At 64.9% G+C, this 23,684-nt stretch carries 26 protein-coding genes; 14 read left to right on the forward strand and 12 right to left on the reverse strand.

Annotated elements, in window-relative coordinates:
- Nucleotides 1–220: 220 nt before the first annotated feature.
- Together AC0L2F_RS33500 and AC0L2F_RS33505 are read right to left on the reverse strand one after the other, a co-directional pair.
- A complete protein-coding gene (locus AC0L2F_RS33500; protein ID WP_473251290.1) occupies nt 221–1,000 on the reverse strand; it encodes a class II aldolase/adducin family protein in 780 nt (259 codons plus the stop codon).
- A 180-nt stretch (nt 1,001–1,180) separates the two neighbouring features.
- Complete coding sequence (locus AC0L2F_RS33505; RefSeq protein WP_007608198.1) at nt 1,181–2,830, reverse strand: ArnT family glycosyltransferase; 1,650 nt, start codon at nt 2,828–2,830, stop codon at nt 1,181–1,183.
- A 313-nt stretch (nt 2,831–3,143) separates the two neighbouring features.
- Between AC0L2F_RS33505 and AC0L2F_RS33510 the strand changes: the two genes are divergently transcribed.
- Both AC0L2F_RS33510 and AC0L2F_RS33515 read left to right on the forward strand, forming a co-directional pair.
- Nucleotides 3,144–4,016, forward strand: a complete 873-nt coding sequence (locus AC0L2F_RS33510; RefSeq protein WP_473251291.1) for a DUF308 domain-containing protein — start codon at nt 3,144–3,146, stop codon at nt 4,014–4,016.
- A gap of 159 nt (nt 4,017–4,175) precedes the next feature.
- Nucleotides 4,176–4,592, forward strand: coding sequence for a Ros/MucR family transcriptional regulator (locus AC0L2F_RS33515; RefSeq protein WP_007608200.1), 417 nt, complete (start codon nt 4,176–4,178; stop codon nt 4,590–4,592).
- Between the two features lie 5 nt (nt 4,593–4,597).
- On the opposite strand, the gene AC0L2F_RS33520 is transcribed toward AC0L2F_RS33515, so the two are convergent.
- Complete coding sequence (locus tag AC0L2F_RS33520) at nt 4,598–5,029, reverse strand: SufE family protein (RefSeq protein ID WP_007608201.1); 432 nt, start codon at nt 5,027–5,029, stop codon at nt 4,598–4,600.
- A 68-nt stretch (nt 5,030–5,097) separates the two neighbouring features.
- The gene (locus tag AC0L2F_RS33525; RefSeq protein WP_007608202.1) at nt 5,098–5,523 is read right to left on the reverse strand and encodes a DUF5330 domain-containing protein; all 426 of its coding nucleotides are present in this window, start codon (nt 5,521–5,523) and stop codon (nt 5,098–5,100) included.
- A 383-nt stretch (nt 5,524–5,906) separates the two neighbouring features.
- Between AC0L2F_RS33525 and AC0L2F_RS33530 the strand changes: the two genes are divergently transcribed.
- The 3 genes from AC0L2F_RS33530 to AC0L2F_RS33540 all read left to right on the forward strand — a co-directional run bounded on the left by AC0L2F_RS33530 (nt 5,907) and on the right by AC0L2F_RS33540 (nt 8,953).
- Complete coding sequence (locus AC0L2F_RS33530; RefSeq protein ID WP_473251292.1) at nt 5,907–7,838, forward strand: PAS domain-containing sensor histidine kinase; 1,932 nt, start codon at nt 5,907–5,909, stop codon at nt 7,836–7,838.
- Nucleotides 7,831–8,541 (forward strand): peptidoglycan-binding domain-containing protein, encoded by a 711-nt coding sequence (locus AC0L2F_RS33535; RefSeq protein WP_007608208.1) that lies wholly within the window; start codon nt 7,831–7,833, stop codon nt 8,539–8,541. Before AC0L2F_RS33530 ends, AC0L2F_RS33535 begins: the two co-directional genes overlap by 8 nt.
- A 67-nt stretch (nt 8,542–8,608) precedes the next feature.
- On the forward strand, nt 8,609–8,953 hold the full coding sequence (locus AC0L2F_RS33540) for a DUF1491 family protein (RefSeq protein ID WP_063993082.1): 345 nt from the start codon (nt 8,609–8,611) through the stop codon (nt 8,951–8,953).
- Nucleotides 8,954–9,097: 144 nt separating this feature from the next.
- Here the strand turns inward: AC0L2F_RS33540 and AC0L2F_RS33545 are convergent, their stop codons facing one another.
- Complete coding sequence (locus AC0L2F_RS33545) at nt 9,098–10,087, reverse strand: DUF2336 domain-containing protein (protein WP_473251293.1); 990 nt, start codon at nt 10,085–10,087, stop codon at nt 9,098–9,100.
- Nucleotides 10,088–10,339: 252 nt separating this feature from the next.
- On the opposite strand from AC0L2F_RS33545, the gene AC0L2F_RS33550 reads away from it, so the two are divergent.
- From AC0L2F_RS33550 to AC0L2F_RS33570, 5 genes are all read left to right on the forward strand, one after another.
- Nucleotides 10,340–10,528: a hypothetical protein gene (locus AC0L2F_RS33550; RefSeq protein WP_007608215.1), complete on the forward strand. Its 189-nt coding sequence runs from the start codon at nt 10,340–10,342 to the stop codon at nt 10,526–10,528.
- 15 nt (nt 10,529–10,543) lie between these two features.
- A complete protein-coding gene (locus AC0L2F_RS33555) occupies nt 10,544–11,305 on the forward strand; it encodes a hypothetical protein (protein ID WP_063993080.1) in 762 nt (253 codons plus the stop codon).
- 229 nt (nt 11,306–11,534) lie between these two features.
- Nucleotides 11,535–14,945 (forward strand): CHAT domain-containing tetratricopeptide repeat protein, encoded by a 3,411-nt coding sequence (locus AC0L2F_RS33560; protein ID WP_473251294.1) that lies wholly within the window; start codon nt 11,535–11,537, stop codon nt 14,943–14,945.
- A 25-nt stretch (nt 14,946–14,970) separates the two neighbouring features.
- Nucleotides 14,971–15,414, forward strand: a complete 444-nt coding sequence (locus tag AC0L2F_RS33565) for an Ig domain-containing protein (RefSeq protein ID WP_473251295.1) — start codon at nt 14,971–14,973, stop codon at nt 15,412–15,414.
- Between the two features lie 196 nt (nt 15,415–15,610).
- On the forward strand, nt 15,611–16,375 hold the full coding sequence (locus AC0L2F_RS33570) for a hypothetical protein (RefSeq protein WP_007608222.1): 765 nt from the start codon (nt 15,611–15,613) through the stop codon (nt 16,373–16,375).
- An 8-nt stretch (nt 16,376–16,383) separates the two neighbouring features.
- Here AC0L2F_RS33570 and AC0L2F_RS33575 read toward each other — a convergent pair whose 3' ends face one another.
- Together AC0L2F_RS33575 and AC0L2F_RS33580 are read right to left on the reverse strand one after the other, a co-directional pair.
- On the reverse strand, nt 16,384–16,602 hold the full coding sequence (locus tag AC0L2F_RS33575; protein WP_473251296.1) for a hypothetical protein: 219 nt from the start codon (nt 16,600–16,602) through the stop codon (nt 16,384–16,386).
- Nucleotides 16,599–16,994: a hypothetical protein gene (locus tag AC0L2F_RS33580; protein WP_473251297.1), complete on the reverse strand. Its 396-nt coding sequence runs from the start codon at nt 16,992–16,994 to the stop codon at nt 16,599–16,601. Before AC0L2F_RS33580 ends, AC0L2F_RS33575 begins: the two co-directional genes overlap by 4 nt.
- A gap of 11 nt (nt 16,995–17,005) precedes the next feature.
- Here AC0L2F_RS33580 and AC0L2F_RS33585 point away from each other — a divergent pair, with 11 nt between their 5' ends.
- Nucleotides 17,006–17,224: a hypothetical protein gene (locus AC0L2F_RS33585; RefSeq protein WP_473251298.1), complete on the forward strand. Its 219-nt coding sequence runs from the start codon at nt 17,006–17,008 to the stop codon at nt 17,222–17,224.
- A gap of 223 nt (nt 17,225–17,447) precedes the next feature.
- Here the strand turns inward: AC0L2F_RS33585 and arsC are convergent, their stop codons facing one another.
- Genes arsC through AC0L2F_RS33605 form a run of 4 tightly spaced genes read right to left on the reverse strand, consistent with a single transcriptional unit; the run spans nt 17,448 to nt 19,429 of the window.
- Nucleotides 17,448–17,849 (reverse strand): arsenate reductase (glutaredoxin), encoded by a 402-nt coding sequence (gene arsC, locus AC0L2F_RS33590; RefSeq protein ID WP_473251299.1) that lies wholly within the window; start codon nt 17,847–17,849, stop codon nt 17,448–17,450.
- Complete coding sequence (locus AC0L2F_RS33595) at nt 17,846–18,547, reverse strand: aquaporin (RefSeq protein ID WP_007608225.1); 702 nt, start codon at nt 18,545–18,547, stop codon at nt 17,846–17,848. Before AC0L2F_RS33595 ends, arsC begins: the two co-directional genes overlap by 4 nt.
- On the reverse strand, nt 18,547–19,074 hold the full coding sequence (locus tag AC0L2F_RS33600; protein ID WP_473251300.1) for an arsenate reductase ArsC: 528 nt from the start codon (nt 19,072–19,074) through the stop codon (nt 18,547–18,549). The genes AC0L2F_RS33595 and AC0L2F_RS33600 overlap by 1 nt, the downstream gene beginning before the upstream one ends.
- Nucleotides 19,055–19,429, reverse strand: coding sequence for an ArsR/SmtB family transcription factor (locus AC0L2F_RS33605; RefSeq protein WP_007608231.1), 375 nt, complete (start codon nt 19,427–19,429; stop codon nt 19,055–19,057). Before AC0L2F_RS33605 ends, AC0L2F_RS33600 begins: the two co-directional genes overlap by 20 nt.
- A gap of 138 nt (nt 19,430–19,567) precedes the next feature.
- On the opposite strand from AC0L2F_RS33605, the gene AC0L2F_RS33610 reads away from it, so the two are divergent.
- The 3 genes from AC0L2F_RS33610 to AC0L2F_RS33620 all read left to right on the forward strand — a co-directional run bounded on the left by AC0L2F_RS33610 (nt 19,568) and on the right by AC0L2F_RS33620 (nt 22,618).
- Nucleotides 19,568–19,885, forward strand: coding sequence for an ArsR/SmtB family transcription factor (locus AC0L2F_RS33610; protein ID WP_063993077.1), 318 nt, complete (start codon nt 19,568–19,570; stop codon nt 19,883–19,885).
- Between the two features lie 53 nt (nt 19,886–19,938).
- On the forward strand, nt 19,939–21,309 hold the full coding sequence (locus AC0L2F_RS33615) for an NAD(P)-binding domain-containing protein (RefSeq protein ID WP_063993076.1): 1,371 nt from the start codon (nt 19,939–19,941) through the stop codon (nt 21,307–21,309).
- A gap of 115 nt (nt 21,310–21,424) precedes the next feature.
- Nucleotides 21,425–22,618 (forward strand): MFS transporter, encoded by a 1,194-nt coding sequence (locus AC0L2F_RS33620; protein ID WP_473251308.1) that lies wholly within the window; start codon nt 21,425–21,427, stop codon nt 22,616–22,618.
- 36 nt (nt 22,619–22,654) lie between these two features.
- Here AC0L2F_RS33620 and AC0L2F_RS33625 read toward each other — a convergent pair whose 3' ends face one another.
- Entirely contained in the window at nt 22,655–23,674 is a 1,020-nt protein-coding gene (locus AC0L2F_RS33625; protein ID WP_473251301.1) for a DUF1254 domain-containing protein, read from the reverse strand.
- Nucleotides 23,675–23,684 lie beyond the last annotated feature (10 nt).

The raw sequence follows: 23,684 nt of genomic DNA on the forward strand, positions 1-23,684 counted from the left end.
CCATCGGCTATATCAGCCCGGTCGAGATGGAGCTAAAATCGGCTTGATCCATGTCTACTTTTTTGGGGGAAGATCAGAAATCTCCCCGCGGAGATTGCTTCGTCGCTTCGCTCCTCGCAATGACGGGCCAAATAAAAACGCCGCCCGGAATTGGGCGGCGTTTCATTCCAAAAGGCGTAGAGGTTCGTTGACCGCTACCCTACACCAAATCCCGAAAATTTCAAGACCGGTAGCCCGGCAGCTCGCGGTCCAGCTTGCGCAGCAGCGGCGGCCATACGAGGTTGGTGGCGCGCAACTCGGCGCGGTCGCGGTTGGCGAGCAGCTCGGTGTTCTTGTCGATCGCGACATCGTCGACCGGGTAGACCGGGGTGCCCAGCGCGCGCGTACGCACCTGCATCGAGCAGGCCCGCTCCAGGTGATACATGCGCTCGAAAGCCGAGGCGACCGAGCGGCCGACCGTCATCGTGCCGTGGTTGCGCAGCAGCATGTGGTTGTGGTCGCCGAGGTCCTTCTGCAGCCGCGGCCGCTCGTCATGGTCGAGCGCGATGCCCTCGTAGTCGTGATAGGCGAGGTCGTGGGTGACGAGCTGGGCGGTCTGGTTCAGCGGCAGCAGGCCTTCGGCGCTGCTCGAAACCGCGGTGCCGTCGAGGGTGTGGAGATGCAGCACGCAGATGGCGTCCTCGCGCACTTCGTGGATCGCCGAGTGGATGGTGAAGCCGGCGGGGTTGATGCTGTACTCGCTCTCGGAGAGCTGGTTGCCGTGCAGATCGACCTTGACCAGACTCGACGCCGTGATCTCGTCGAACATCAGCCCGTAGGGGTTGATGAGGAAATGATGGTCGGGGCCGGGCACGCGCGCGGATATGTGGGTGTCGACCAAATCGTCCCAGCCGTAGAGCGAGACGAGGCGATAGCAGGCGGCGAGATCGACCCGTTGCTGCCACTCGGCCTCCGTCATGTTCGACGGCACTTCCTTCAGGCGCGCTTCCGCTGGCGACATGGCTGATCTCTCCGAACATCGTTGTTGCGGGGAGGGAAGGTAGTCCTGCCGCGAGCTGCCAGCAAGGCACACAAAGCGCGGCAGTCCAGCGTAGCCCGCATGAGCGAAGCGACATGCGGGGCTGCCTGATAGGCCCCGGATGTCGCTGCGCTCATCCGGGCTACGGGCCAGAGAAATTTATTACGGCGCCGGGATCGAGAGCAGGCTGGAAATGCTGCTGCCGCGGATGTCGTAGACGCGGGCGAACACCACGTCGTCGCGCTTGATCTCGACCAGCACCGGCGCGGTGAGGCCCTTGCAGTAGAACTCGCCGAGCGTCATGGCGAAATCGGCGGCATTGGAATCCCAGCCGATGGTGAAATCGGGACCGAGCGCGACCTGGGCGGGGCGCTGCGGACCGCACACAGCGACCTTCCATTTGCGGTTGCGCGGCGGCACTTCCTGGCGTTCCACCAGCTGCTCGCGCAATTCGTCGGAGGCCTGCTTCAGCGCCAGACCCCAATAGTCCAGCATGAAGCGGTCGTCGGCACCGCGCACGGTGCCGGCGATGTGGTTGAAGTGGGTGTATTGATAGGGATGCAGCCGGATCATCTCGGCCAGCGAGAGGGCAAGGCCAAAGCAGAAGGTGGCGAGCACGACCGGCTGCCAGGTGCGGTGCTTGGCGCGCAGGCGCTCCATGGCCCAGCCAAAGGCGACGCCACCGAGCACCGCCATCGGCGGGATCACGAAGACGAAATGGCGGATGCCGTTGTACAGCGCCGGCCGCTTCACCATCGCGATCGCGAGCGGCAGCGTCGCGGCGAGCGTGAGCATCAGCAGGATGGTCTTGCGGCGAGCGGGAACCTCACTACGCGGCAGCAGTGCGAAGGTGCCGATCACGGCGCCGAACATCAGCACCAGCATCACCTCGGGCAACTGAAGCGCGAACAGCGTCGGCAGATAGGACCAGGGCATGTCGGGCACGGATACGATCGCGCCGTCGAACATCTCCTTCCAGGGTTTCTCGAAGAAGTGCGAGAAGTAGGTCAGCGCCTCGAAGGGATTGCCGGGCTCCATGATCGACCACGGCCAGATCAGCCCCATCACGAGGTAGCCGAGCACGAGGCCGGGCAGCAGCACGTAGACGACATGAGCGAAGCGTCGGACCGACTCGCGGAGGCCCTCGCTGCGCAGTTCCTCCAGGAACAGCGGCATGAAGCCGATCACGGCATAGACCAGTGCAAGGCCGCCGAGGATGCGGGTGCCGAGCGAGAGGCCGGCACCAAGGCCGACGATGAGGATCGTGCGCGGCGAAGGCTGCGGATATTCTTCGGCGAGGCGGACGAGGCCCAGCATCAGGATGATCATGGCCACCGCGAAGGGCGCATCCTTCGGGTTCATGAACATGTGGCCGTAGAAGATCGGGCAGAGCGCGAGCAGCAGGAGTGAGGCAAGTCCCGCAAGGGGGCCGCCGACACGGCGGCCGAGCCGCCACGTCACCGCAAGTCCGATCACGCCGACGACGGCGCCGACCAGACGGCGCGTCTCGAACAGCTCGAGCGGAATCACCTTGTGCAGGAGGGCCGCGACCATGTCGAAGCCGCCGCCATACATGTAGAGATTGGCGAAGGAGAGTGCCGCGGTGTCCTTGAAACCGGAACCGAACATGCGCAGCAGCAGGTCGGCATATTCGGCGTGGGTGTAGTCGTCCCAGCCGAGCCCATAGTCGCGGAAAGTCAAGCCAGCAATGACGGCGACCGCGGCCAGCACCAGCATGGCGAGATCGTCGCAAGTCCGTTCAACCGAGCGCCGCAGAGGCGTGTCGATCGCCGAAGTCGTGATGGATGTCATGGCTATTGGTGACCCGGAATCCCCTCTTGGCCCTGCTGGTGCGCGCGGGCCACTTCCCCGGAATCCCTATAGCGCAGTTCCATTACCAAGTAATTGGGCATTATGGCTAAATTCCTGATGCAACGCAGCAAATCCGACCACATCGAGAGCAGCTTAGAAGTAGCGAGCCGTAGCTGAAGGGAATGTGAATAAGTCCCTGATTTCCTTTCCTTTAGGAACGCAGGCTATAATTCGACGTTGGCGTGGAACACCGGATGACGGTATCGTGGCGTGACGAGTGTCGCGTGTGGATGCGCGGCCGGGGGTGAGTTCGATGACCTTGGCTTTGTTGATCGCTGGGATTTTCGCCGTTTTGGCGGGCCTCCTTGCGATCCTGTTCGGCTTCACCGTCAGGGAATTCAGTCTCGGCAGTACCCTCATAATCTCCGGCACCATCGGCGTCTGCTCCGGACTGTTACTGGCCAGCCTCTACGTCGTGGTCGCGGAACTGAAGGGCATTGCCCGCCGGCTGGCTGGGTCCATCGCACCATCCGACGTTCGGGTCAGGCCCGTGCTGCCGGGTCTCGGGATGGCTGGAACGCCTGCCCCCGCGCCTGAGCCGGGAGCAGAGAAGATCGAGCCGGCGCCGCCGTTGCCGGCCGCAGGACCGCCGCCCTGGCAGAACGAAGCAGCCGCGCGCGAGCGTCCGCGCGCCGAGCCTCCGCCAGCACCGGAAGCTCCGAGCCCGCCGGAGGTTCCGGAACCGCCGCGCCGGCGCAACCTGCTGTTCGCCTCGACCTCCCGCAAGGAGCGCGAGCGCGCGGAGGCGAAGACCGGCGAGGGCTTGCCGCCCCTGCCGCATGCCGAGCCGTCGGCGGAGCCTGCCGCCCCGGAGACGCCGCCTGCGAGCTTTGACGACGCCTGGCCGAAGCCGGACCGTGTGAGGCCTCCGGAGCCGCCGCCCGCCTCGCGGCGCCCGCCACCGCGCTCGCCGTCGACCTTCGCTGAGACTGCTCCGCCGCCCGCACCGGAGCCGGCGGCCGCGGCCGAACAGGCGCCCGTGACCGTGCTCAAATCCGGCATCGTCGACGGCATGGCCTATTCGCTCTACTCCGACGGTTCGATCGAAGCCCAGATGCCGGAGGGGATGATGCGCTTTGCCTCGATCGACGAGCTGCGCTCCCACCTTGACCAGCGCGGGGCTTGAGAGCTGGCGCAGGCAAAGTAAAGCGCTGGCGTTCTTGTTGCTTCGTCAGTAAATCGGGCCATACTCCTCAGTCGTTCCATTCAGCCGAACGTATTGTTGACATGGAATACTCTGACGTCGTCTCTCCCGTGAGACGCAAGGTGGAGAAAGGCGGGGCCGATGTCGGATGCCGGGGCTAAGAATTTCATTGAGCTGACGGCGAGCATCGTGTCGGCCTATCTCAGCAACAATCCGACGCCTGCAACTGAGATTCCGAACCTGATCAGCCAGGTGCACGGCGCGCTGGTGCGCGTTTCGTCGGGCCGCACCGAGACGGCGCCGCTCGAGCCGGCGAAGCCGGCGGTCTCGCTGAAGAAGTCGATCGCGCCCGATTATCTGGTCTGTCTGGAAGACGGCAAGCGCTTCAAGTCGCTGAAGCGCCATCTGCGCACCCAGTACAACATGACGCCGGAGCAATATCGCGAGAAATGGGGACTGCCGGCCGACTATCCCATGGTCGCGCCGAACTATGCGGTGGCCCGCTCGCAGCTTGCGAAGCAGATGGGACTGGGACAGCAGCAGCGGAAGCGGAAGTAGAATTTCTATGACGCTTCCGCGAGCGCCTCTTTCGCGTCGGTTTTGATGCGCTCGACCATCGAGCGCAGACCGTTGGAACGCTGCGGCGTCAGGTGATCGCGAAAGCCGAACTCGTCGAATACGGCAATGGCGTCGGTCGCAAGAATCTCCTGCGGCGTGCGGCCGGAGTAAAGCGACAGCACGATCGCGACCAGCCCGCGCACGATGTGGGCGTCACTGTCGCCGCGATATGTCAGGATCGGCGCGCCGCCATCGCGATGATCGATCAGCTTCTGAAGCCAGACCTGGCTGACACAGCCATTCACCTTGTTCTCGGCCGAATGCTCGGCCTCGGACATCGGTTCCAGGGTGCGGCCGAGCTCGATGACGTACCGATAGCGGTCGTCCCACTCGTCCAGAATCTCGAAATTGTCCCTGATTTCGTCGATCGTCGTCATGCTGGCCCAAAGTTCCCGTTCAGGCCAATATAGGGACGCGAAGCGCCGAAATCGATAGGGTTTGGGCGCTAATTCGCCGTCGCGGGCGCCGGGCCGCGCCATTCCAGCGCGAGGTCGTCCTGGGACAGGGTGTCGCGCGGCGCCTCGCTGGTTGCGGTATCGCCTTCGCCGGCCAGCGCGATCGAGCCGGTGTGGTCGGGCGCCTTCTTGTCGGTCTTCTCGAGCTGCTCTTTCTTGTCGTTGATGATCTGGTAGATCTTCTTCGCACCGTCCTGCGCGCGCTGACCGATGATGGTCGCGGCCTGTCCGCCGACCTCGCAGGCTGCGGGCTGGCGCTTGCAGAACTGGGTCATGTCGGAGACGGCCGCGGTCGCAGCCTGCACCGCGTCGGCAGCGCCGATCTGCGGCAGCTTGTCCGATTCGGGCGTCTTGTCCCGCGGCAGGAGCACCAGCACCAGCCCGAGCCAGAATGTGATGCGAAGCAGAAAGCGCATCTTGCGACCTGTATGTTAGAGCCCGCCGCGGCGATCTCCGCGGATGTCGGACCTAGCAACTCTCGATAAATCGCAAGTGATTGCCTTCCGCTTAATTCGCGGAAAATTGACTCAAGAATCTTTGCAATCGACGTGTCGTAAATTTTGGATTGACGTCCACGCCCGTGATTCTGCCGCCACGCCCGTCCACCATTTCGAAACCATGCGGACCACGGTGAAACCCTGTGTTCACCATCCCCGCTGATGACGTCGTCAAATCGTCTAAAAAGCCCTGCGATGACGCGGTGTCTGGCGGCCCGCCGCGCTGCCTTAGTGTTCGTTTAAGGTCGCTCTGACACGGTGGCTCAACGATAAGGAGGCGTTCCGGCGCGTCTTCCCGACGAATGAGCCGAAGCGCGAGACCCGTGACAGTTTTGAGTATCATCCGCGATTGTCTCGATGCGCTGCTGCATCCCTCCGCGCGTTACGACGCGCTGACGCGAGCGCGCCATCGTGCCTTCATGGCCCCGCGGCTGCTCGGCAGCCTGGCCGCCTTCGCCGCATTCCCGGTCTATCTCGCCATGCGCGGCGCGCCGAGCGCGATCGAGGTCGCAGCCTTCGCCTGGCTGATTGCGCCGATCCTGTTGTCCTGGTTCCTGTCGCGCACCGGCCGTTACGAAGGCGCGCATGTGCTGTCGTCGCTGGCGCTCGCGGGCCTGATCATGGCGGTCGCGGTGACGACCGGCGGCATCGAATCATTCGCCGCGATCTGGCTGGTCGTGGTCCCCCTCGAAGCTGCGCTGTCGGCCTCGCGCCGCGTCGCGGCCTTCGCCTCGCTGCTGGCGCTGTCCTGCGCGGGCATCCTGATTCTCGTCAGCCAGCTCGGCTGGCTGTCGATTGGCGACACCAGCGCCGCGGAACGCGGGGTGCTGATGGCGTTCGGCGTCGCCTCGGCGACCCTCTATGCCGCAGGCCTTGCCTTCGGTGCGGAATCGCTCGCGCGCACCAGCGTAGCGCTGCTGTCGCGCGAGGAGGAGCGTTACCGCCTCCTGGCCCGGAACATGAGCGACGTCATCTCGCGGCATCAGCGCAACGGCGCGGTGCAGTTCATTTCACCGGCGGTGGAAGCCATGCTCGGCGTGCCCGTCGCGCAATTGCTTGGCCACGGCCTGTTCGATCGCGTCCATGTCGCCGATCGGCCGACGTATCTGACGGCGCTGTCCGATGCCGCGCGCGGCGACGTGCGCAGCGTCGAGTTCCGGTTGCGCCGGGAGCGTGCCGGCTCTGAGCGCGGCCAGGTTGATTTCATCTGGGTCGAGATGCGGTGCCGCCCGCTCGATCAGGATATGGGCCGTGATGCCACGCGCGAGGCCGATGTCGTCGCCGTGATGCGCGACGTCACCGACCGCAAGCTCTCCGAGCAGGCGTTTGATCAGGCGCGCAGCGCTGCAGAGGCGGCCGACGCGGCCAAGACGCGCTTCCTCGCCACCATGAGCCATGAGCTGCGCACGCCGCTCAACGCCATCATCGGCTTCTCCGAGATGATCACGCAGGAGCAGACCTTGATGCTGGGCGCGGCCCAGCGGAGGGAATACGCCCAGCTCATCAACGATTCCGGCCAGCATCTGCTTTCGGTCGTCAACGGCATCCTGGACATGTCCAAGATGGAATCGGGCAATTTCGAGATTGCGGCGGACCCGTTCGCGCCGCGTGCATCCTTGATGCATTGCTGCAATCTGCTGGCGCTGAAGGCGCGGGAGAACGGCGTCGATCTCGTCACCGATGCGCCGCAGGACCTGCCTGTCATGACCGGCGATCCGCGTGCCTTCAAGCAGATCGTGCTCAACCTCGTCGCCAACGCGGTCAAGTTCACCGAGCGCGGCGGTCAGGTCACCGTCACGGCGGCGGTCTCGGGCTCGCAGCTTGCGCTGCGCGTCAGCGACACCGGAATCGGCATCGCGCCTGACGATCTCAAGCGCATCGGCGCGCCGTTCTTCCAGGCCGGCAAGACTTATCAGCGCCGTCACGAAGGTACCGGCCTCGGACTTTCGATCGTGAAGAGCCTCGTGGCGTTGCATCTCGGCGAATTGACGGTACAAAGCAGGCTCGGCGAGGGCACTGCCGTCACCGTCAAGCTGCCGCTGGTCTACACGCCGCAGGCCAAAACTTTTGATGCCAAAACTTCTGAGGCCAAGATGTCCGACAGCAAGGCGAGCGAGAGCAAGATCGCGACCTTGACGCCGGTGCTGCGCCAGGAACTTCAGCACCACGAACTTCAGGACCATTCTCACGACCAAGTTCAGGACCAACCCGCTCTGGTGAAGAAAAGTGCCTAAGAAGTCCGCCAAGAACGAAGCCGCTCCGCGCCGCCGTGGCGCCAAGGCTGCGGTGATCGATGTCGAGACCGAGCGAAATCTCGTGCTGCGCGTGCTGCTGCATAGCCCCAAGGATACCCTGGCCGGTCTCGTCGCCGTTGCCGCCATCGGCGCGATCGTTGCCAATGCACTGTTCCTCCAGACCGGCCGGCATCCGGCGCCGATGTTCGGCACCGTGATCAATCTTCCCGCACCGTCGTCCCTGGCGCTGTCGAACCCTTTGCCCCGTTCGCGTCCCGTCGGGGCCGATACCTCGCCGCTCGAGCCGAGAGCGACGGAGTTTCGTGCTGAGTCCAGATCTGCCGAGCCCAGACCTGCGGAAAAGCCGCCGGAGAGGCCCGTCGAGGCGACCGCATCGACGCCGCGCTCGGGCGATCCCATGACCAATCTGGTCAAGCAAACGATTTCGGCGCCGCCCTCCGTCGCGCGTCCGCCGGCGCCGATCCCCGTGCATCAGGGCTCGGCCGCGCGGCGCATCGCCGGCGTGCAGCGCGCGCTGTCCGAATACGGCTACGGGAATTTGAAGATCACGGGCGCGATGGGCGCCGAGACCCAGTCCGCGATCCAGAAATTCGAGCGCGAGCACAAGATGCAGGTCACCGGCCAGCTGTCCGACCGCCTGCTCCGCGAGCTCGGCGCCGCGATCGGCCACCCCGTCGAATAGTCTACGCTTCGCCGAGACCGAAGCCCGAAGGCTGGTGCTCATTGCCGCGCTGGCTTATCGTGCGCGCATGCGTTTGAAATCAAACATCTGGGTCTCAGCCTATCTGCGCCGGTGCCAGACCGAGGGCGTGTACGGCGCGGTGCGTCGTCGCGGCGCGGAGGAGGCGGGTGCGGTGTTCGTGAAGGTCTCGCTGCTTGACGGCAATGCGATGCTCTACGTGCCCGCGCCGCAGACCTCTTATGACGACGGTCGGCCGGTCGATCGTTTCTTCGTGCCGCTTGCGCCGCAGCCGATGCCGGAGCCCGCGGTGGAGGAGCGCCTGAACAAAGAGATCCGCTTCGACTCCGACATCTGGATCGTCGAGACCGAAGACCGCGCCGGGCGGCATTTTCTCGAGCTGGCGAAGACCTGATCAGGACGCTATTGCGTCGTCATGGCCGGGCTTGTCCCGGCCATCCACGATCTTGCTTGCGCCACCGAAGAACGTGGATGCCCGGGACAAGCCCGGGCATGACGAGCTTGTGGAGCAAGCGACCGCATCAGGTCGCACTCGCCTCTAGCGATCCGATGATCCGCTGGTGCCGGTCCGCACCGCGGGCGCGGAGCCGGGCTGTACGCCCGGGCGCGTCTGGCTTGCGCCCGCACGCGCGCGCTGGCGCTCGCTGTCGTGCAGCGACGGCTGGTACTTGGCGCGGGTGACGGCGAGCGTCGAGCCGCGCCAGGCGGCCAGCATCACCAGAGCCGAGCGGTCGCTGAGACGATCGTAAAGCCGCGACAGCCGGTATACGTCGGTCACGGAGTTGCCGATCTCCGGCTTGAAGAACAGCAGGATGCGCTGGAACACCGGGCTCGGCATGTCGAGTGCGCGCGCGGCGACCGCGAGCGCTTCGCCGCTTGCATCGTCGACGATCTGGGCTGCGACGCGCGAGGGTAGGATCAGGCTGTCGCCGAGCTCGGAGGTGAAATTCTCGACATCGCCCGCGATCGCCGCCATCTCGAGGATCTGGATCGCGCGCTTGGCGCGCACGGTCGGAATCCGCGGCGCGGCCTTCAGCGGGGTCTGCGCCAGATTGTGCAGGATCAGCGCGCGCTCGGCGGCGCCCGCGCGGAAGAACATGTCGTGGATATCGGCCGCGTCCTTTGGCTGCATCGCCATGTTCGAGGCCATGCGCAGCTCGGCGTCGGTTGGCGTGCGAACCGGCAAGGGGGCAGGAGGGGGGGCAAGGGCGGGCGCCGGGATTTCCCGCGCGAGCGGAACCCTGCGGCCCTCCTGCGCGGCCGACAGTCCGAGCTTCTGTTTGATCGGGGCCGGCGTCGACGGATAGATCGCAAGCCGCGCCTTGACGGCCGCGCGCGTCGCGTCGTCGACCTGGTCGATCAGTCGCGTGGCGAGCTCGACGAACTGGCGCTGCTCGTCGTCGCTGTGGGTGCTCGACTGGACGTAGAGGTCGGTCAGCACGCGCAGCAGCGTCGGACGAACATCGACGCCTTCGCGACGGGAGAGGGTCATCAGCCCGTCGAATCCTGGAAACAACGACTTGGTCATGGAGATACGCGACCTGGAAAAGATACTCGCCGTCAGCCTATCGCGGGCTCCTTTAAAGGCTCGTTAAGGAAAACGAGGCGTGAAGCCGAACGCATGCTTTGAATCGGTCTCGTGCCGCAACGGGACGCCGGGTCCCGCCCGTGCGGTTACGGTCCCGCCGGCACGTTTACACCCCGTTAACCATGAACTGATCTTAATGATCGCCATGTTGCAGAGGCGCGCCGGGTCGCGTGGCAATTGAAGAGAGCTGATATGGGGACCATCATCGAATTTCCGGCCGGTCGCCGGGTGGGCGCGTCGGGAGACGTGGCTCCGCGCGCGGACATGGGCACGATTTTGATCCTTCCCGTGATCCGCATCGAGCGCGAGAGCGACGAAACCAGCGGCGATCACGGGCCGGAGCAGGGCACAGCGCCGGGGCGCCGTCGTCGTCGCCGCTAGCCTTCGGCCTTTGCAATGCCGGAGAACCTCCGCCAGATCCGGCCCGTCGTAACGGCCATCATGCTCGCATCGCTGGGCGCGACGCTTGCCGCCTGTAGCGGCGGTGATTTCGGCCGGACCCGCGCCGACATGCGCAGCGACGACATGCATCGCTGGCTGGGCGCGGAAGTGACCTCCAGCATCGGCCTGAAGCCATCCCAATTCCAGCTCACGGACGAGGAGCGCCAGCTCCGCGACCTCGCCTATCCCCTGATCGAGCCGCCACTGTCGCGGCCAGCCTGGAAGAGCGTGTTCGGCGACTACAAGGCGCTGCCCTCGCCGTGGCGGCAAAAGATCGTGTTCGACCGCACCATGTACGGACGCACGCTGATCGACGAGCCGCACCGTTCGCATTCCTCGCGCTATGCGCAGCTGATGGAGGACGTGCGCAACGACATCACCCGCTTCGAGCCGTTCTTCGCCTCCGCGATCCGCGTCATCGACCTCGACAAGAAGCGCAATGCCAGCATGGCGCGTGTCTCCTCCCTCTCTCCGAAGGAGAAGGAGGACGCAGTCGAGCGCATGCAGGAGAATTCGCTGATCATCCAGTGGGTGCAGCAGTGCCTCGAGCAGCGCGTCTCGTCCTATCGCTGGGGTCTGGAGCGGCTGGTGATCCAGGCGCCCGACGGCATGGCCGCCGATGCCGACCGCCTGATCGGCGAACTCGCCGCCCAGACCGCCAACCCGCCAGTCGCGGCCCAGCCGCCCTACGGCCGCGCGGTGATCTCGAAGGGCTGATCCGCGCAGCCCCGCAGCCTGTCCGAGGGCGGTCATCTTACCCTGCGGCCCATCAATCGCGGTCGGCCTGAAGCCGCCTGTCTGTGCGCGATCCAGGGGACCGTGCCGTCCGTAGCCGTCCAGGCCTGTCGAGGCGATCAGGGAACCGCATGATGGCCCTTGTCCTCCCGGGCCGGCTGGATAGGATAGCCCCGTTTCTTCAAAGTCATTTTTCCGAAGGTCCTTCAAGATGAGCTTAGACGCCGCGCGTCCTTGCAAGAGCCGTCTGGCCGTTTCCCCCCGCCTCCTGCTGGTCCTTGCCGTTCTGCTGGGATCAACCTGCTCCGCCGCCGCACTGACCAAGGAGGCCGCGATTGAGAATTGCCGGATGACCGTCGGCAAGCCGATCGTGCACGCTTGCATGCAGGCCCAAGGGGGCCGCAAAGCCGGCGCCGATCTCGAGGGTTGCCGCGCCAAGGCCTCGCCTCAAGTCAGGGCCTGTGTGATGGCGGCCCTGAACGCCGCCAATGGCCGCGCCAACGTCGCGGTCGAGCTTCCGAAGGAAGCTGCACCCAAGCTCGAACCCGGCACGGCGCTGCCAAAGGATTTCGTCGCGCCGCCCCGCACCATCGCCGACATCACCGCGATCCTCGACAGCGAAAAGCCCGACTCGAAACTCCTCGCGGAGCTGAAGGCGGATGCGGATTCGACACCGACGGGAAAGGAATCCCGCGCGGATCTCGCGCAATTCTATTTCGACCGCGCTAATGCGCGCGCGCAGCTCGGCCGCCTCGCCGAGTCCATCGGCGACGCCGGCAAGGCCGTCGAGATCGGCCGTGGTGCGGTCGAGGCCAACATGATGGGCCGCATGCAGCAGCTTCTCTCGCTGCAATACGCTGCAGCCGGTGATCCAAAACGATCGCTCGAGGTTATCCAGCGCTTGTTGCGTGAGACGGCCACCCAGCCGGGGGCAAAAGGCTACCAATTGAGCGCCAACAGGTCCGTGGCCGGCAACCTCATCCAAATGGGCGATGTCGCCCAGGCAGAAGGCTATCTGCGCCGCACCCAGTCCGCGATCCAGGAAGCGCGTACCAGTGGTCATCCGAACTGGCGCGCCTCCTACGCGCGCCTGGGACAGAACTGGGAAGGGGAGCTCGAGGCCACACGGGCCCTGATCTTCGAAGCGCGCGGGCAGTTTGCGGAGGCCGAGGCCGCCTATCGCGTGTCGGAGCAGCGCAAGCGTGCGGGCATGAAGGGCGTGATGGACTCGGACAATCCCCCGGCGGAAACCGTCATGCTGCAGGCAATCGACAACCTCGTGCTCAGCCAGGCTCGCATGAAGGCGCGGCAGGGCCGGCTGGCCGAAGCCGAGGTCGACGCACGCCGCGCGCTGCTCTCGCGCCTGAAGGATACCGGCAAGTACAATCCGGTGACGCCGCGTTACGTGATGGGACTCGCCGGTATCCTCGTCGAGCAAGGTCGCCACGAGGAAGCCGAGCAATTGGGCCGTGTCGCTCTGGAGATCAACAGGACGGTCGGCGTGCCAGACGATTCCCAGTCGACGGTGCAATTGCTCGCGCAGCTCGCCGGCATTCTGACGCTTGAGCGCAAGAACGCCGAAGGAAACGAGCTGTTCGCGCGCATCGACCGGGCGATCGCCAATTGGGAACCGCAGCGCCGTCAGGTCTTCGAGCTCAATCCGTCTCGCATCCTCTCGCTGTATAATTCCGGGCAGCTGGACGCAGGCATTGCCGCGGCCGAGCAACTCGTCAAGAAGCAGATCGCCCGGGTTGGGGAAAACCATTTCGATGCCGCTTCGGCGCGCGGCACCCTGGCGGTCGGCCTGATGCGCGCGCGACGCGACGCCGACGCGATCCGGGAATTCAAGGCGGCCATTCCGGTCATGATGGCGAACGCCAACGAAAACGCCGATGACGAGAACACGAGTGTGGTGGCGGCGCGCAGCCAGCGGCTGCAGGCAATCGTCGAGAGCTATCTCCTGCTGCTCGCGAGGGCCGAGGGCAACGACATTGGCGAGGAGACCTTCAGTCTTGCCGACGCCGTTCGTGGTCGTTCGGTGCAGCAGGCGCTCGCGGCCTCCAGTGCGCGCGCAGCAGCAAAGGATCCCGCGCTCGCCGAGCTCGTCCGCAAGGAGCAGGACCTGACCAAACAGGTCAACGCCCAGCTCGGCACACTCAACAACGTGCTGGCGCTTCCCTCGGCGGAACGCGACGAAAAGGGCGTTCAGCAGATCCAGGCTTCGATCGCGGCCTTGCGCGGCGAACGCGACAAGGCGCGCCAGCAGATCAAGCAGAAATTTCCTTCTTACGCCGATCTCGTCTCGCCCCGGCCGCCGAGCGTCGCAGAGATCCGCGCGACGCTTGCCGACAACGAGGCAATGCTGTCCTTCTATTTTGGCCAAAACGGCAGCTTCGTCTGGGCCGTGCCGAAGTCGGGGCCGGTGGCGTTCGCCGCCGTGCAAGCCAGGATCGGCGACATCGAGAGCAAGATTCGCAAGCTGCGCGAGGCGCTCGAGCCGCAGGCAGCCATGATCTCGGACATTCCGCCGTTCGACCTCAAGCTCGGCCATGAGCTCTATGAGCTACTGCTCAAGCCGGTGGAGAGCGGCTGGAAACCGGCCAGAAACCTGATCGTCGTGACCAACGGGGCGCTGGGGTTGCTGCCGTTGTCGTTGTTGCCGACGGCGCCGGCAGAGGTGGCCGCGGACGAGGACCCGCTCTTCATCGGTTACCGAAATGTGCCGTGGCTGGCGCGGACTCATGCCGTATCGACGGTGCCGTCGGCGGCGGCGTTGCGCACGCTACGGCAATTGCCACCGGGCAAGCCCGGTCGCGGGGACCTCGTCGCCTTCGGTGATCCCTATTTCAACAGGGATCAGCAGGCCGAAGCGGACGGCGGCGGGGAGAAGGTTCAGGTCGCCGATGCCAGCGGCAACATCACGCGCGGTGGGCCGCTGAGGCGGCGCAACAGTCCCAAGCTCGAAGGCGTCGACAGCGCGGAACTCGGTATGTTGCCACGACTGCCCGATACCGCCGATGAGTTGAAATCGATTGCGCTGGCGCTGCAGGCAGACCCCTCGAAGGTGCTGTTCCTCGGCAAGAACGCCACCGAGAGCGCGGTGAAGACCATGAATCTTTCCGGTTTCAGGATCGTGGCCTTTGCGACGCATGGCCTCGTCCCGGGCGAGCTGAACGGGCTGACGCAGCCGGCGCTCGCTTTGTCTTCGCCGACGGTGACGGGTGAGGGCGGCGACGGACTTCTGACCATGGAGGAGATCCTCGGCCTCAAGCTGGACGCCGATTGGGTCATTCTGTCGGCCTGCAACACCGGGGCTGGCGCCGGCGCCGGGGCCGAGGCGGCATCCGGGCTCGGCCGCGCATTCTTCTATGCCGGAACGCGCGCGCTGCTGGTGACGAACTGGTCGGTGCATTCGCAGTCGGCGCGGCAATTGGTGACCGACTTGTTCAAGCGGCAGGCCGACGATCCCAAGCTGTCACGCAGTGAGGCGCTGCGGCAGGCGGCGATGGCCCTCGTCGATGGTCCGGGTTATCTCAACAGCGAAGGCAGGACCGAATTTACTTATGCGCATCCGCTGTTCTGGGCGCCGTATACAATCATCGGCGATGGCGGCTTGCGCTGACAACGGGGGAAGGGGTGCAGCGGAAATGAAGTGGATTGTCTTGCTCGGCTTCGTGGCCGGGGGATTGCTGTTCTCGGGCCCGTCGCGCGCCACGCAATTGATTACGGAAGAGGAAGCGAAGCTGCCGCCTCCGAAAGGCGCCGTTGCGGCCGACCGCCGTGGCATCCTGCGCGGTCCGAAGGTGGAATTCGTCTCCCCTGGCGCTTCCGTCAATTCGCCGATGCAGCTGGTGTTGAAATTCGAGTCTTTCGGCGGCGCAAAGATTGATCCGGATTCGGTCAGGATGATCTTCCTTCGAACGCCGAACGTCGATCTGACGCCCCGAGTCAAACCCTTCGTCAAGCTCGACGGCATCAACATGCAGGACGCAGAACTTCCGCCGGGCGAATACACGGTGCGTGTCGACGTCAAGGACAGTGACGGCCGCCCGGGCACGACCATCTTCACTTTGAAGGTCGCACCTAAGTGACGTGCCTTTACTGCTTTGCGGGAAATGCGAAGGGCGCGCTGGTTTGCGCATCCTGCGGGCGTGACATTGCCGCTCCCGCCACGCTGGTTGCGGAGCGCGACGAACTTCTGCGCAAGCGCGAGCATTTGCGCGACGAGCTAAAGCGGGCCAGAGACGAGATTGAGGCCGTCATGAGACGGAGGCATTCGCGCTAGCGATGGAATGTCCGTTTTGCGCCGAGACCATCAAGGATGAAGCCATCGCCTGCAAGCATTGCTCGCGGGACTTGCGTGCGATACGCCCGATACTGCTCGAGATCGAGGAGATCGTCGCCGATCTGGAAAGGCTCAGGCGCGATCTCGATCGCGTCAATGTCCGGCTCGAGCGCTACAAGAATCCGCTTCGCTATTACGGAACGCATGCGGTGCTCTATCTTGCGATTCCGTCTCTGCTGCTGGTAATCGCCCATGTGCTCGTGACCATCACCTTCAACGTGTCGCCGATCCCGCTGAGGATCGCATCTATCGCCATACCGCTCTTGTTCGGATTCCTCGCCTATCCGCTGCACCGGGTCTCCGCTCTCACGGCATTCGCACTGGCGTTCCTCACCGCAAGCGTCAGCATCATCGCGATGCTGACGGTGACTGGACTTCACGATCATGTCCCGATCCTGCCGGAAGCCTGGATCGAATGGCGGGAAGTGTTCGAGTACGGCGCCAGCATCCTGCTCGCCTTTGTCTCAGGGAACATCCTGAGCGTCGTGATCTTCCAGGTCCTGCCGCGAGTGCTGACGCAGGGCGGCAAGCCCAACGCGTTCGCCTTTCGCATGGCGCGCCTGCTCGGGCAACATGTCGGCGAAGAACAGCTGCGCCGCCGCGCCCGCCTGATACAGGACCTCATGCAGACTGTCGGGCCGCTGGCCGGCGTCGCCGCAACCGGCGTCGGCTCCATCTATGCCGGACTGAAAGGCTTGCTCGGATAGCTAGGCTTTCAAGGCCGGCGCATGCTCCGGGCCGGCTTCTGCTTCTCCTTCTCTTTCTGCTTCTGCTTCTGCAGCTTCCCGACAAGATCTTTCAGCGCATCCGGTAGCGACACGGATGCGCGATAGGCGACCCCGACCTCGCGCTTGACCTTGACCTCGATCTCGCGTCGGGCCTGCGGGTCGCGGCCGAAGAATGCGCTTTGCTCGCAATGGCAGCGGTCGATCAAGGGGACGCCGGCGAGATCGGCAGTGCGAAGCTTCTCAGTGCCAGCGGATGCGACGGCGGCAGCGCTGCGACATAACGTTCGCTCCACAGCGCCACGAAATGTTCGTCAGCGCGCAGCATGCTCTTGGAGATGATCCGCGCGTCGGCGCGCTCGTCGCTGTCGACGAGCCGGAGCGTGATGTCGCCGCGCGCCGTCAGCGGCTTGAGCAGTGCGATCGTCCGGGGCACGTCGAGCGTGCGCATCAGGCCGAGCGTCACATTGGTCTTGGTGCTCGGTCTCCTGAACATGCTGCGTGCGGCATCGGCCTCGTCGATGATGCGGCGGGCCAGCGCATGAAACTGCTCCGCCGAGGCGCTCGGCCATTGCGGCATCGCGGTGCGATCAGGCGCCAATTGGCTGCTGCATGCCGGCGACAGCTATTTCCATCACGGCCAGCTCGACGCATCGCCGCGCATGCCGCTGGTGCTCGGCTATTTCCAGCCGTGCCGATATGGACCGCAAGATGCGGATCGCCAACCAGGCCCGGCTGCGCGCGCTGAAGCTGAACCACGGCGACCGCGTCACGATCGTCAACAGCCATGATCCCGTCGATTACGAGCGTTGCCGCTGCAACGCGCATTGATCGCGCCCGTCAGCGCTGTCCGTCGTGCACGGAGATCGCGGAAGCCGCGAGGCCCCCGGTGCGCGCGTGAGGCCGGCCGCCGGTCGCCATCACGAACCCGAAGGCGATCTCGTCGCGCCGCGGTGGAATCCCACAGCGTCATCTCGGCGGTGCCGAAATGGCTGCGAACATAGGCGGCGTGGATATGGCCGAGCGGGACCATCAAGACAGGCGCCCCGTCAGCCTATCGCGCTTCGACCACCTCGCCATCCTCCTTCACGAACCGGCCGACGGGATGGTCGAGGAGATCGATCACGGCTTCCGAAGGCCGGCACAGGCGCGTGCCCTTGGGCGTCACCACGATCGGACGGTTGATCAGGATGGGGTGCGCGAGCATCTGGTCGACCAGCTCGTCGTCGGACCATTTGGTGTCGTCGAGGCCGAGCTCCTTGTAGGGCGTGCCTTTCTCCCGCAGCAACTCGCGAACGGAGATGCCCATGGCCTTGACCAGCTCGACCAGCTTTTCGCGGGATGGCGGCGTCCTCAGATATTCGATGACGTCGGGCTCAACGCCGCTCTGCCGGATCATCGCCAGCGTGTTGCGCGAGGTGCCGCAGGCGGGGTTGTGATAGATCGTGACGCTCATGAGGTAGTCTCCGCGATTGGGATGGGGCCTCGCGCCTGGGGCTGTCCGAGCAGCCAGTTCATCAACAGCATGGCGGCAAAAGCTCCGCAGAGCTCCGCGAGAATAAATCCGGGCAGGTCGGCGGGACGTATGCCCGAGAACGTGTTCGTCAGCGACCTTGCGATGGCTACCGCCGGATTGGCAAACGAGGTTGAGGCCGTGAACCAGTAGGCCGCCGTGATGTACAGGCCGACCAGCCAGGGGACCGCCGTCCGCTGAAACCGGATGCCGGCCAGGATCGTCGCGACCAGGCCGAAGGCGGCGACCGCTTCGGCGAACCATTGCGATCCTCCGGTTCGCATCTTGGTCGAGAGATCGATCAGCGGCAGTCCGAACATCAGATGCGCCGCCATGGTTCCCGCGATGCCGCCGGCGATCTGCGCGGCCACATAAAGCGCAGCCTCGTTCACCGGCAGCTCGCGCTTGCCGGTGAAGACCAGCGTGACCGCCGGATTGAAGTGCGCGCCGGAGATCGGTCCGAGCACGGTGATCAGGACGACCAGAATGGCGCCGGTCGGCAACGTGTTGCAGAGAAGCGCCAGGGCGACGTCTTTGGTCAGCGTCTCCGCCATGATGCCGGAGCCGACCACCGTGGCGACGAGAATACCTGTGCCCAGCGCCTCGGCCGCGAGGCGGCGCGGAAGGTCGAACTGGTCCATCAGCCGGCCTCCGGGGTCGAGCGTGCCGCACCGTCGGAGCGGCCGATCTCGCGCAGCTTGGTGCCGAGCGAGAGCTTGTCGATGCTGCGCAGGGGAAGATTGACGAACGTCCCGATCCGGTTCTTGAGATAGCGGAACGCAGCATTGAACGCCGCCTGTTGTTCCAGCGCTGCGCCTTCCACCGCGGCAGGGTCTTCGATACCCCAGTGCGCGGTCATCGGCTGTCCCGGCCAAAGAGGACAGGCTTCACCGGCCGCGTTGTCACAAACAGTGAAGACGAAATCCATGACAGGTGCAGCAGGAGCGGCAAATTCCAGCCAGCTCTTCGAACGCATCCCGTCGATTGGGTAGTCCATGGTTTCGAGCGTGTGCAGGGCCAGCGGGTGTACCGCGCCTTTTGGCGTGCTGCCGGCTGAGAACGCCCGAAAGCGGCCGGCACCGTCCTTGCGGAGGATCGACTCGGCGAGGATTGAGCGCGCCGAGTTGCCGGTACACAGGAACAGGACGTTAAACATGCGATCGGACACGGCTTCGCACCTTTCGTTTTGGCGAGCAGCAGGCCTGAAGGCTATCGACGACCGGCTCGCAAACTTCCGGCCGGCCGCCGCAGCAATCCCGCAGCAGGAAGACCGCAACGTCGCGGAATTCGGCAAGGTTGGCGCGGTAGACGATCGAGCGGCTGTGTCGCTCGGAGGTGACAAGGCGCGCGCGCGTCAGGATCGACAGATGCGCCGACAGCGTATTCGCCGGGACTTCCAGCAGGCGGGCGAGATCGCCGGCCGCAAGGCCGTCGGGCTCGTGCCTGACGAGCGTCCGGAACGCCTCCAGACGGGTCGACTGGGAGAGGGCTGCGAGGGCGAGGACGGCTTCTTCAGTTTCCATATATCCAGACTTATGGAAATATAAAGGGAAGTCAATCGGGAAATCATGTGGCCCCGCCTAGAATGCCCGGGATCCATATTTCGAAAATTGTAGAAATAAAGTTGACAGCAATTATCGACCCGGCGCATCTTGGCGGCCATGAAGATCGACGACGCAGCAGCACGCCTCGAAGCCTTGGGCAACCGGACGCGACTCCAGATCTATCGCGCCCTGGTGCGGGCAGGGCACAAGGGCATGCCCGTGGGTCGATTGCAGGACAAGCTGAAAATCCCGGCCTCGACGCTGTCGCATCACATCAAGACCCTGGTCTCGGTCGGGCTCGTCAGCCAGGTCCGGGAATCGACGACGCTGATCTGCCACGCAAACTTCGACGCGATGCGGGGTCTGGTTGATTTCCTGGCGGCGGAGTGCTGCGCAGACGAAGTCGGATGCAAGACGACGCAAACGGCGGCCTGATCATTTTTTCGGGTCGGATTATTCGATGGTTCTAGAACGATGGGAATAACGGCATGAGCGACGCAAAGACGGTAGCCATCATCGGGGCAGGGCCGGTCGGCCTGGCCGCGGCCGCGCATGTGCTCGAACGCGGCATGTCGCCCGTCGTGCTGGAGGCTGGACCAGAGGCTGGGCACGCGATGCGTCAGTGGCAGCAGGTCCAGCTCTTCTCGCCATGGGAGTACAACATCGACAAGGCCGCGGCGCGCCTGCTCGCGCCGACGGGATGGAATTCGCCGGACCCGAGCTCCTATCCGACCGGCGGCGAACTACTCGATCGATATCTGACGCCGCTTGCGACGCGAACGCCGTTGCGCGAGGTGGTCCGGACATCCAGTCGCGTCTCGGCCATCAGCCGCGTCGGCTTCGACAAGGCGAAGACGAAGGGACGTGAGCAGGCGCCTTTCGAAATCCGCTACCAGAACGGCAAGGGTCCTGAAGTGCTGCGCGCGGATGCAGTGATCGATACATCAGGCACATGGTTCTCGCCCAATCCGGCCGGAGCTAATGGCCTGCCCGCGATCGGCGAGCGCGAATGCGCCGGCCACATCGCCTATGGCATGCCCGATGTCCGTGGAGCCGGCCGCGCCCGATATGCCGGCAAGACCACCGCGGTGCTCGGCGCCGGCCACTCCGCGGTGGGCACGCTGATCGATCTCGTGCATCTCGCGGGTGAGGCGCCGGGGACGCAAGCGATCTGGCTGTTGCGCGGCGCCGATCCCGCCAAGGCGTTTGGCGGCGGCCGGAATGACAAGCTTGCCGCGCGCGGAGAGCTCGGCAGCGCCTTCGCCGCGCTCGTTGCCTCCGGGAAGATCAGGGTGGAAACCGAATTCGGCGTCACGCAACTGTCGGACTCCGAAGGCCGTATCGAGATCGCGGCCGGCTCGGGCTGCGGCGGACGCAGCGTGATCGTGGACGAACTGATCGTCTCGACGGGTTTTCGTCCCGACTTTTCGTTCCTGTCCGAATTGCGCCTGCGGCTCGATCCCGCCATCGAGGCGCCGGTCGCCCTGGCGCCGCTGATCGATCCCAACGAGCACAGCTGCGGCACGGTGCGCCCGCACGGCGCGCGCGAGCTCGCGCACGACGAGCCGGGCTTCTACATGGCGGGCATGAAGTCGTATGGCCGCGCGCCAACCTTTCTCATGATGACAGGATATGAGCAGGTGCGCTCGATTGCGGCCGATCTCGCCGGCGACAAGAAAGCCGCCGCAAGGGTGGAGCTCGTGCTGCCGGAGACCGGCGTCTGCTCGCGCGGCAGCGTCGAGTCCACTGAAGCCGCATCAGGATGTTGCGGTGGGCCGGCGAAGCAGGAACCGACGGCCTGTTGCGCGGCCGACGAGGCGGCAAAGAAGGCCGGCGCTTCGGGCTGCGGTTGTTCATGAAGTTGGGTCTTGCAGGTAAAGCCGGAGAGTTGCCCATTGTGGTTCGTGCGCCGTTTCGGCGTGGGGGCGGGAGGGCAGCATTCGTAACTTGAGCGGCCGGTCCCTGATCGCGGTGATGTGCATCGGCCAGGTCGGCAATCTGCTGCCGCATGTGACGCTGTCCGCGAATCTGGCGCAGCATCTGATGCCGGCGTGGGGCCTGTCGGCGGCCGAAGGCGGGTTGATGGCGAGCGGTTACGCGTTCGGCTACATGCTCGCCGTGCCGGTGCTGACGACATTAACCGACCGGATCGACGCACGGCTCGTCCTGCTCTGGGGCTCGATCGTCAGCGGGCTGGCGACCGCAGCGTTCGGACTCTTCGCGCAAGGGTTTTGGTCCGCGACCGCGATCTGGTCCCTGGCAGGACTTGGATTTGCCGGCGCCTACATGCCGGGCCTGAAGGCGCTGACGGACCGGCTTCCCGCCGGCGACACCTCGCGCGCCGTCACGCTGTACACGTCGAGCTTCTCGGTCGGCGTCGGCCTCTCGTTCCTGGTCGCGCAGCTGATCGCCGATCGCTGGGGATGGCGGACCGCTTTCCTTGTCACCGGCTTCGGTCCGATCGCAATGGTCGTCGCGTGCCTTCTGATGCAGGCGCAACGGCCCGCGCCGAAAGCAGGACGTCTCTTGAACTTCGCGCCCGTCTTCGCCAATCGCGAGGCGCTCGGATACATCTTCGGCTACGGCGCCCATTGCTTCGAGCTCTACGGCATCCGCACCTGGCTGGTGGGGTTCTGGACCTTCGTCGTCGCCCACCAAGGCGCGCCGTCGTGGTTGAGCCCCGTCGTGCTGAGCTTCTGCTTTGCGGTGATCTCGATGCCCGCCAGCATCCTCGGCAACGAGGCCGCGCTGAAATTCGGCCGCCATCGCGCGATCACGGTCGTGATGATCGCGTCGGCTTGCGTCGCACTGATCATCGGCCTCAACGCGACGGCGCCGGCATGGGTGCTGGCCCTGCTGCTGCTTGCCTATGGCCTGACAGTGCCGGCGGATTCCGGCGCATTGACCGCCGGCATGTCGGCCGCAGCTGTGTCCGAACATCGCGGCGCAACGCTTGCTCTGCATTCGACGGTCGGCTTCGGTCTGTCGGCGGTCGGCGCCTGGGGCACCGGCGCCGCGCTCGACGCGGCCGGCGGCCCGCAGAGCGCGACCGGCTGGCTGCTGGCGTTCAGCGTCCTCGCGGCTGGGATCGCGCTGGGGCCGTTGGCGCTGCTGTGGGCGCGGCGGGGACAATTTGGGAGGCCGCGATCTGATCTGAATGCGTCATGATCGGCTTGCCCAGGAGCTTTGGCGCCGGCTCGCAAATCACCGTACGGGTTTGGCTTCCGGAAACGTCCACGTTCCGTTCAAGATCTCCTTGCGCGGTCGATACAGGCGCGCCGTGTAGTTCCAGCCCGGCATGATAGGCAGGCAATTCGGCACCTTTCCGTCGCAGGCGCCGAACTGAATGGTAACCGAGCCGTCCGGGGCCGGCTTTGCCGTGAGGTTGTTCAACGAGTAGGCGTTAAGTGGGTTCTTCTGGAAGAAACCTTTTGCGTTGTAGAGGCTGACCGACCAGAAGCCGTCGACCGGAACGTCCTTGACCGTGAGCCGATGCACCGTCTTGCCGTCGTTCTGCGGAGGATAGAAACTTTGGTAGTCCGCTGCGCTGCGCGGATTGCCGCCCCAGCCGATGGCGGTGCCGATCAGGTGGTCGAACGGATCGACGTCCTCTTTCCTGCCGAACCGGTCGACGGTGCCGCCGAGCGCGCCAAGGGCGGAAAGCGCGTCGCGGGCCTTGGTTTGTGACGCCTTGTCCCAATTCGGCACCTCGAACTCGCCCGGATCGATCTGCTCGACCTTGATCGCGTCCTGCACGCCGTTTGCGGCTTTGATGTCCTGCGGATTTTGGGGGTCGGCCAGCGTCCGAATGATGACGTAAACATAGTGCGTGCCGATTTGATCTTTTGCGTAGGTGAAGCTCCCCGGGCCGTATGCGACGTCGATTGTGTAGTGATCCTGCGAGATCACCTGCATCGACATGAAGCGCTTGCCGGCGTCGGGCAGGGCAATCGTAAGTGGGCCGGCGTCCATGTCGAACACGCCCGACGAATACAGCGTGTCCCGGTTCATCCGAACCACGTCCTGCTTCTCGATCGACGCCATATCGCGGCGATGCCTCAGCTTGCCGAAGGCGCCGTCGTCGCGCGCGGTCTTGCTGAAGTAAAGATCGGTTTCGGCGCGAACGAAGTTGTGAACCGTTACCGCAGTCGGTCCTTGCGCGAGTGCGGCCTCGCCGGCCAACAGCGTCGCCGCGACAATCGAGAGAAAACAAGGAAACTGCATTGTTGCCTCG

This window comes from Bradyrhizobium sp. Ken64 (assembly GCF_055807555.1).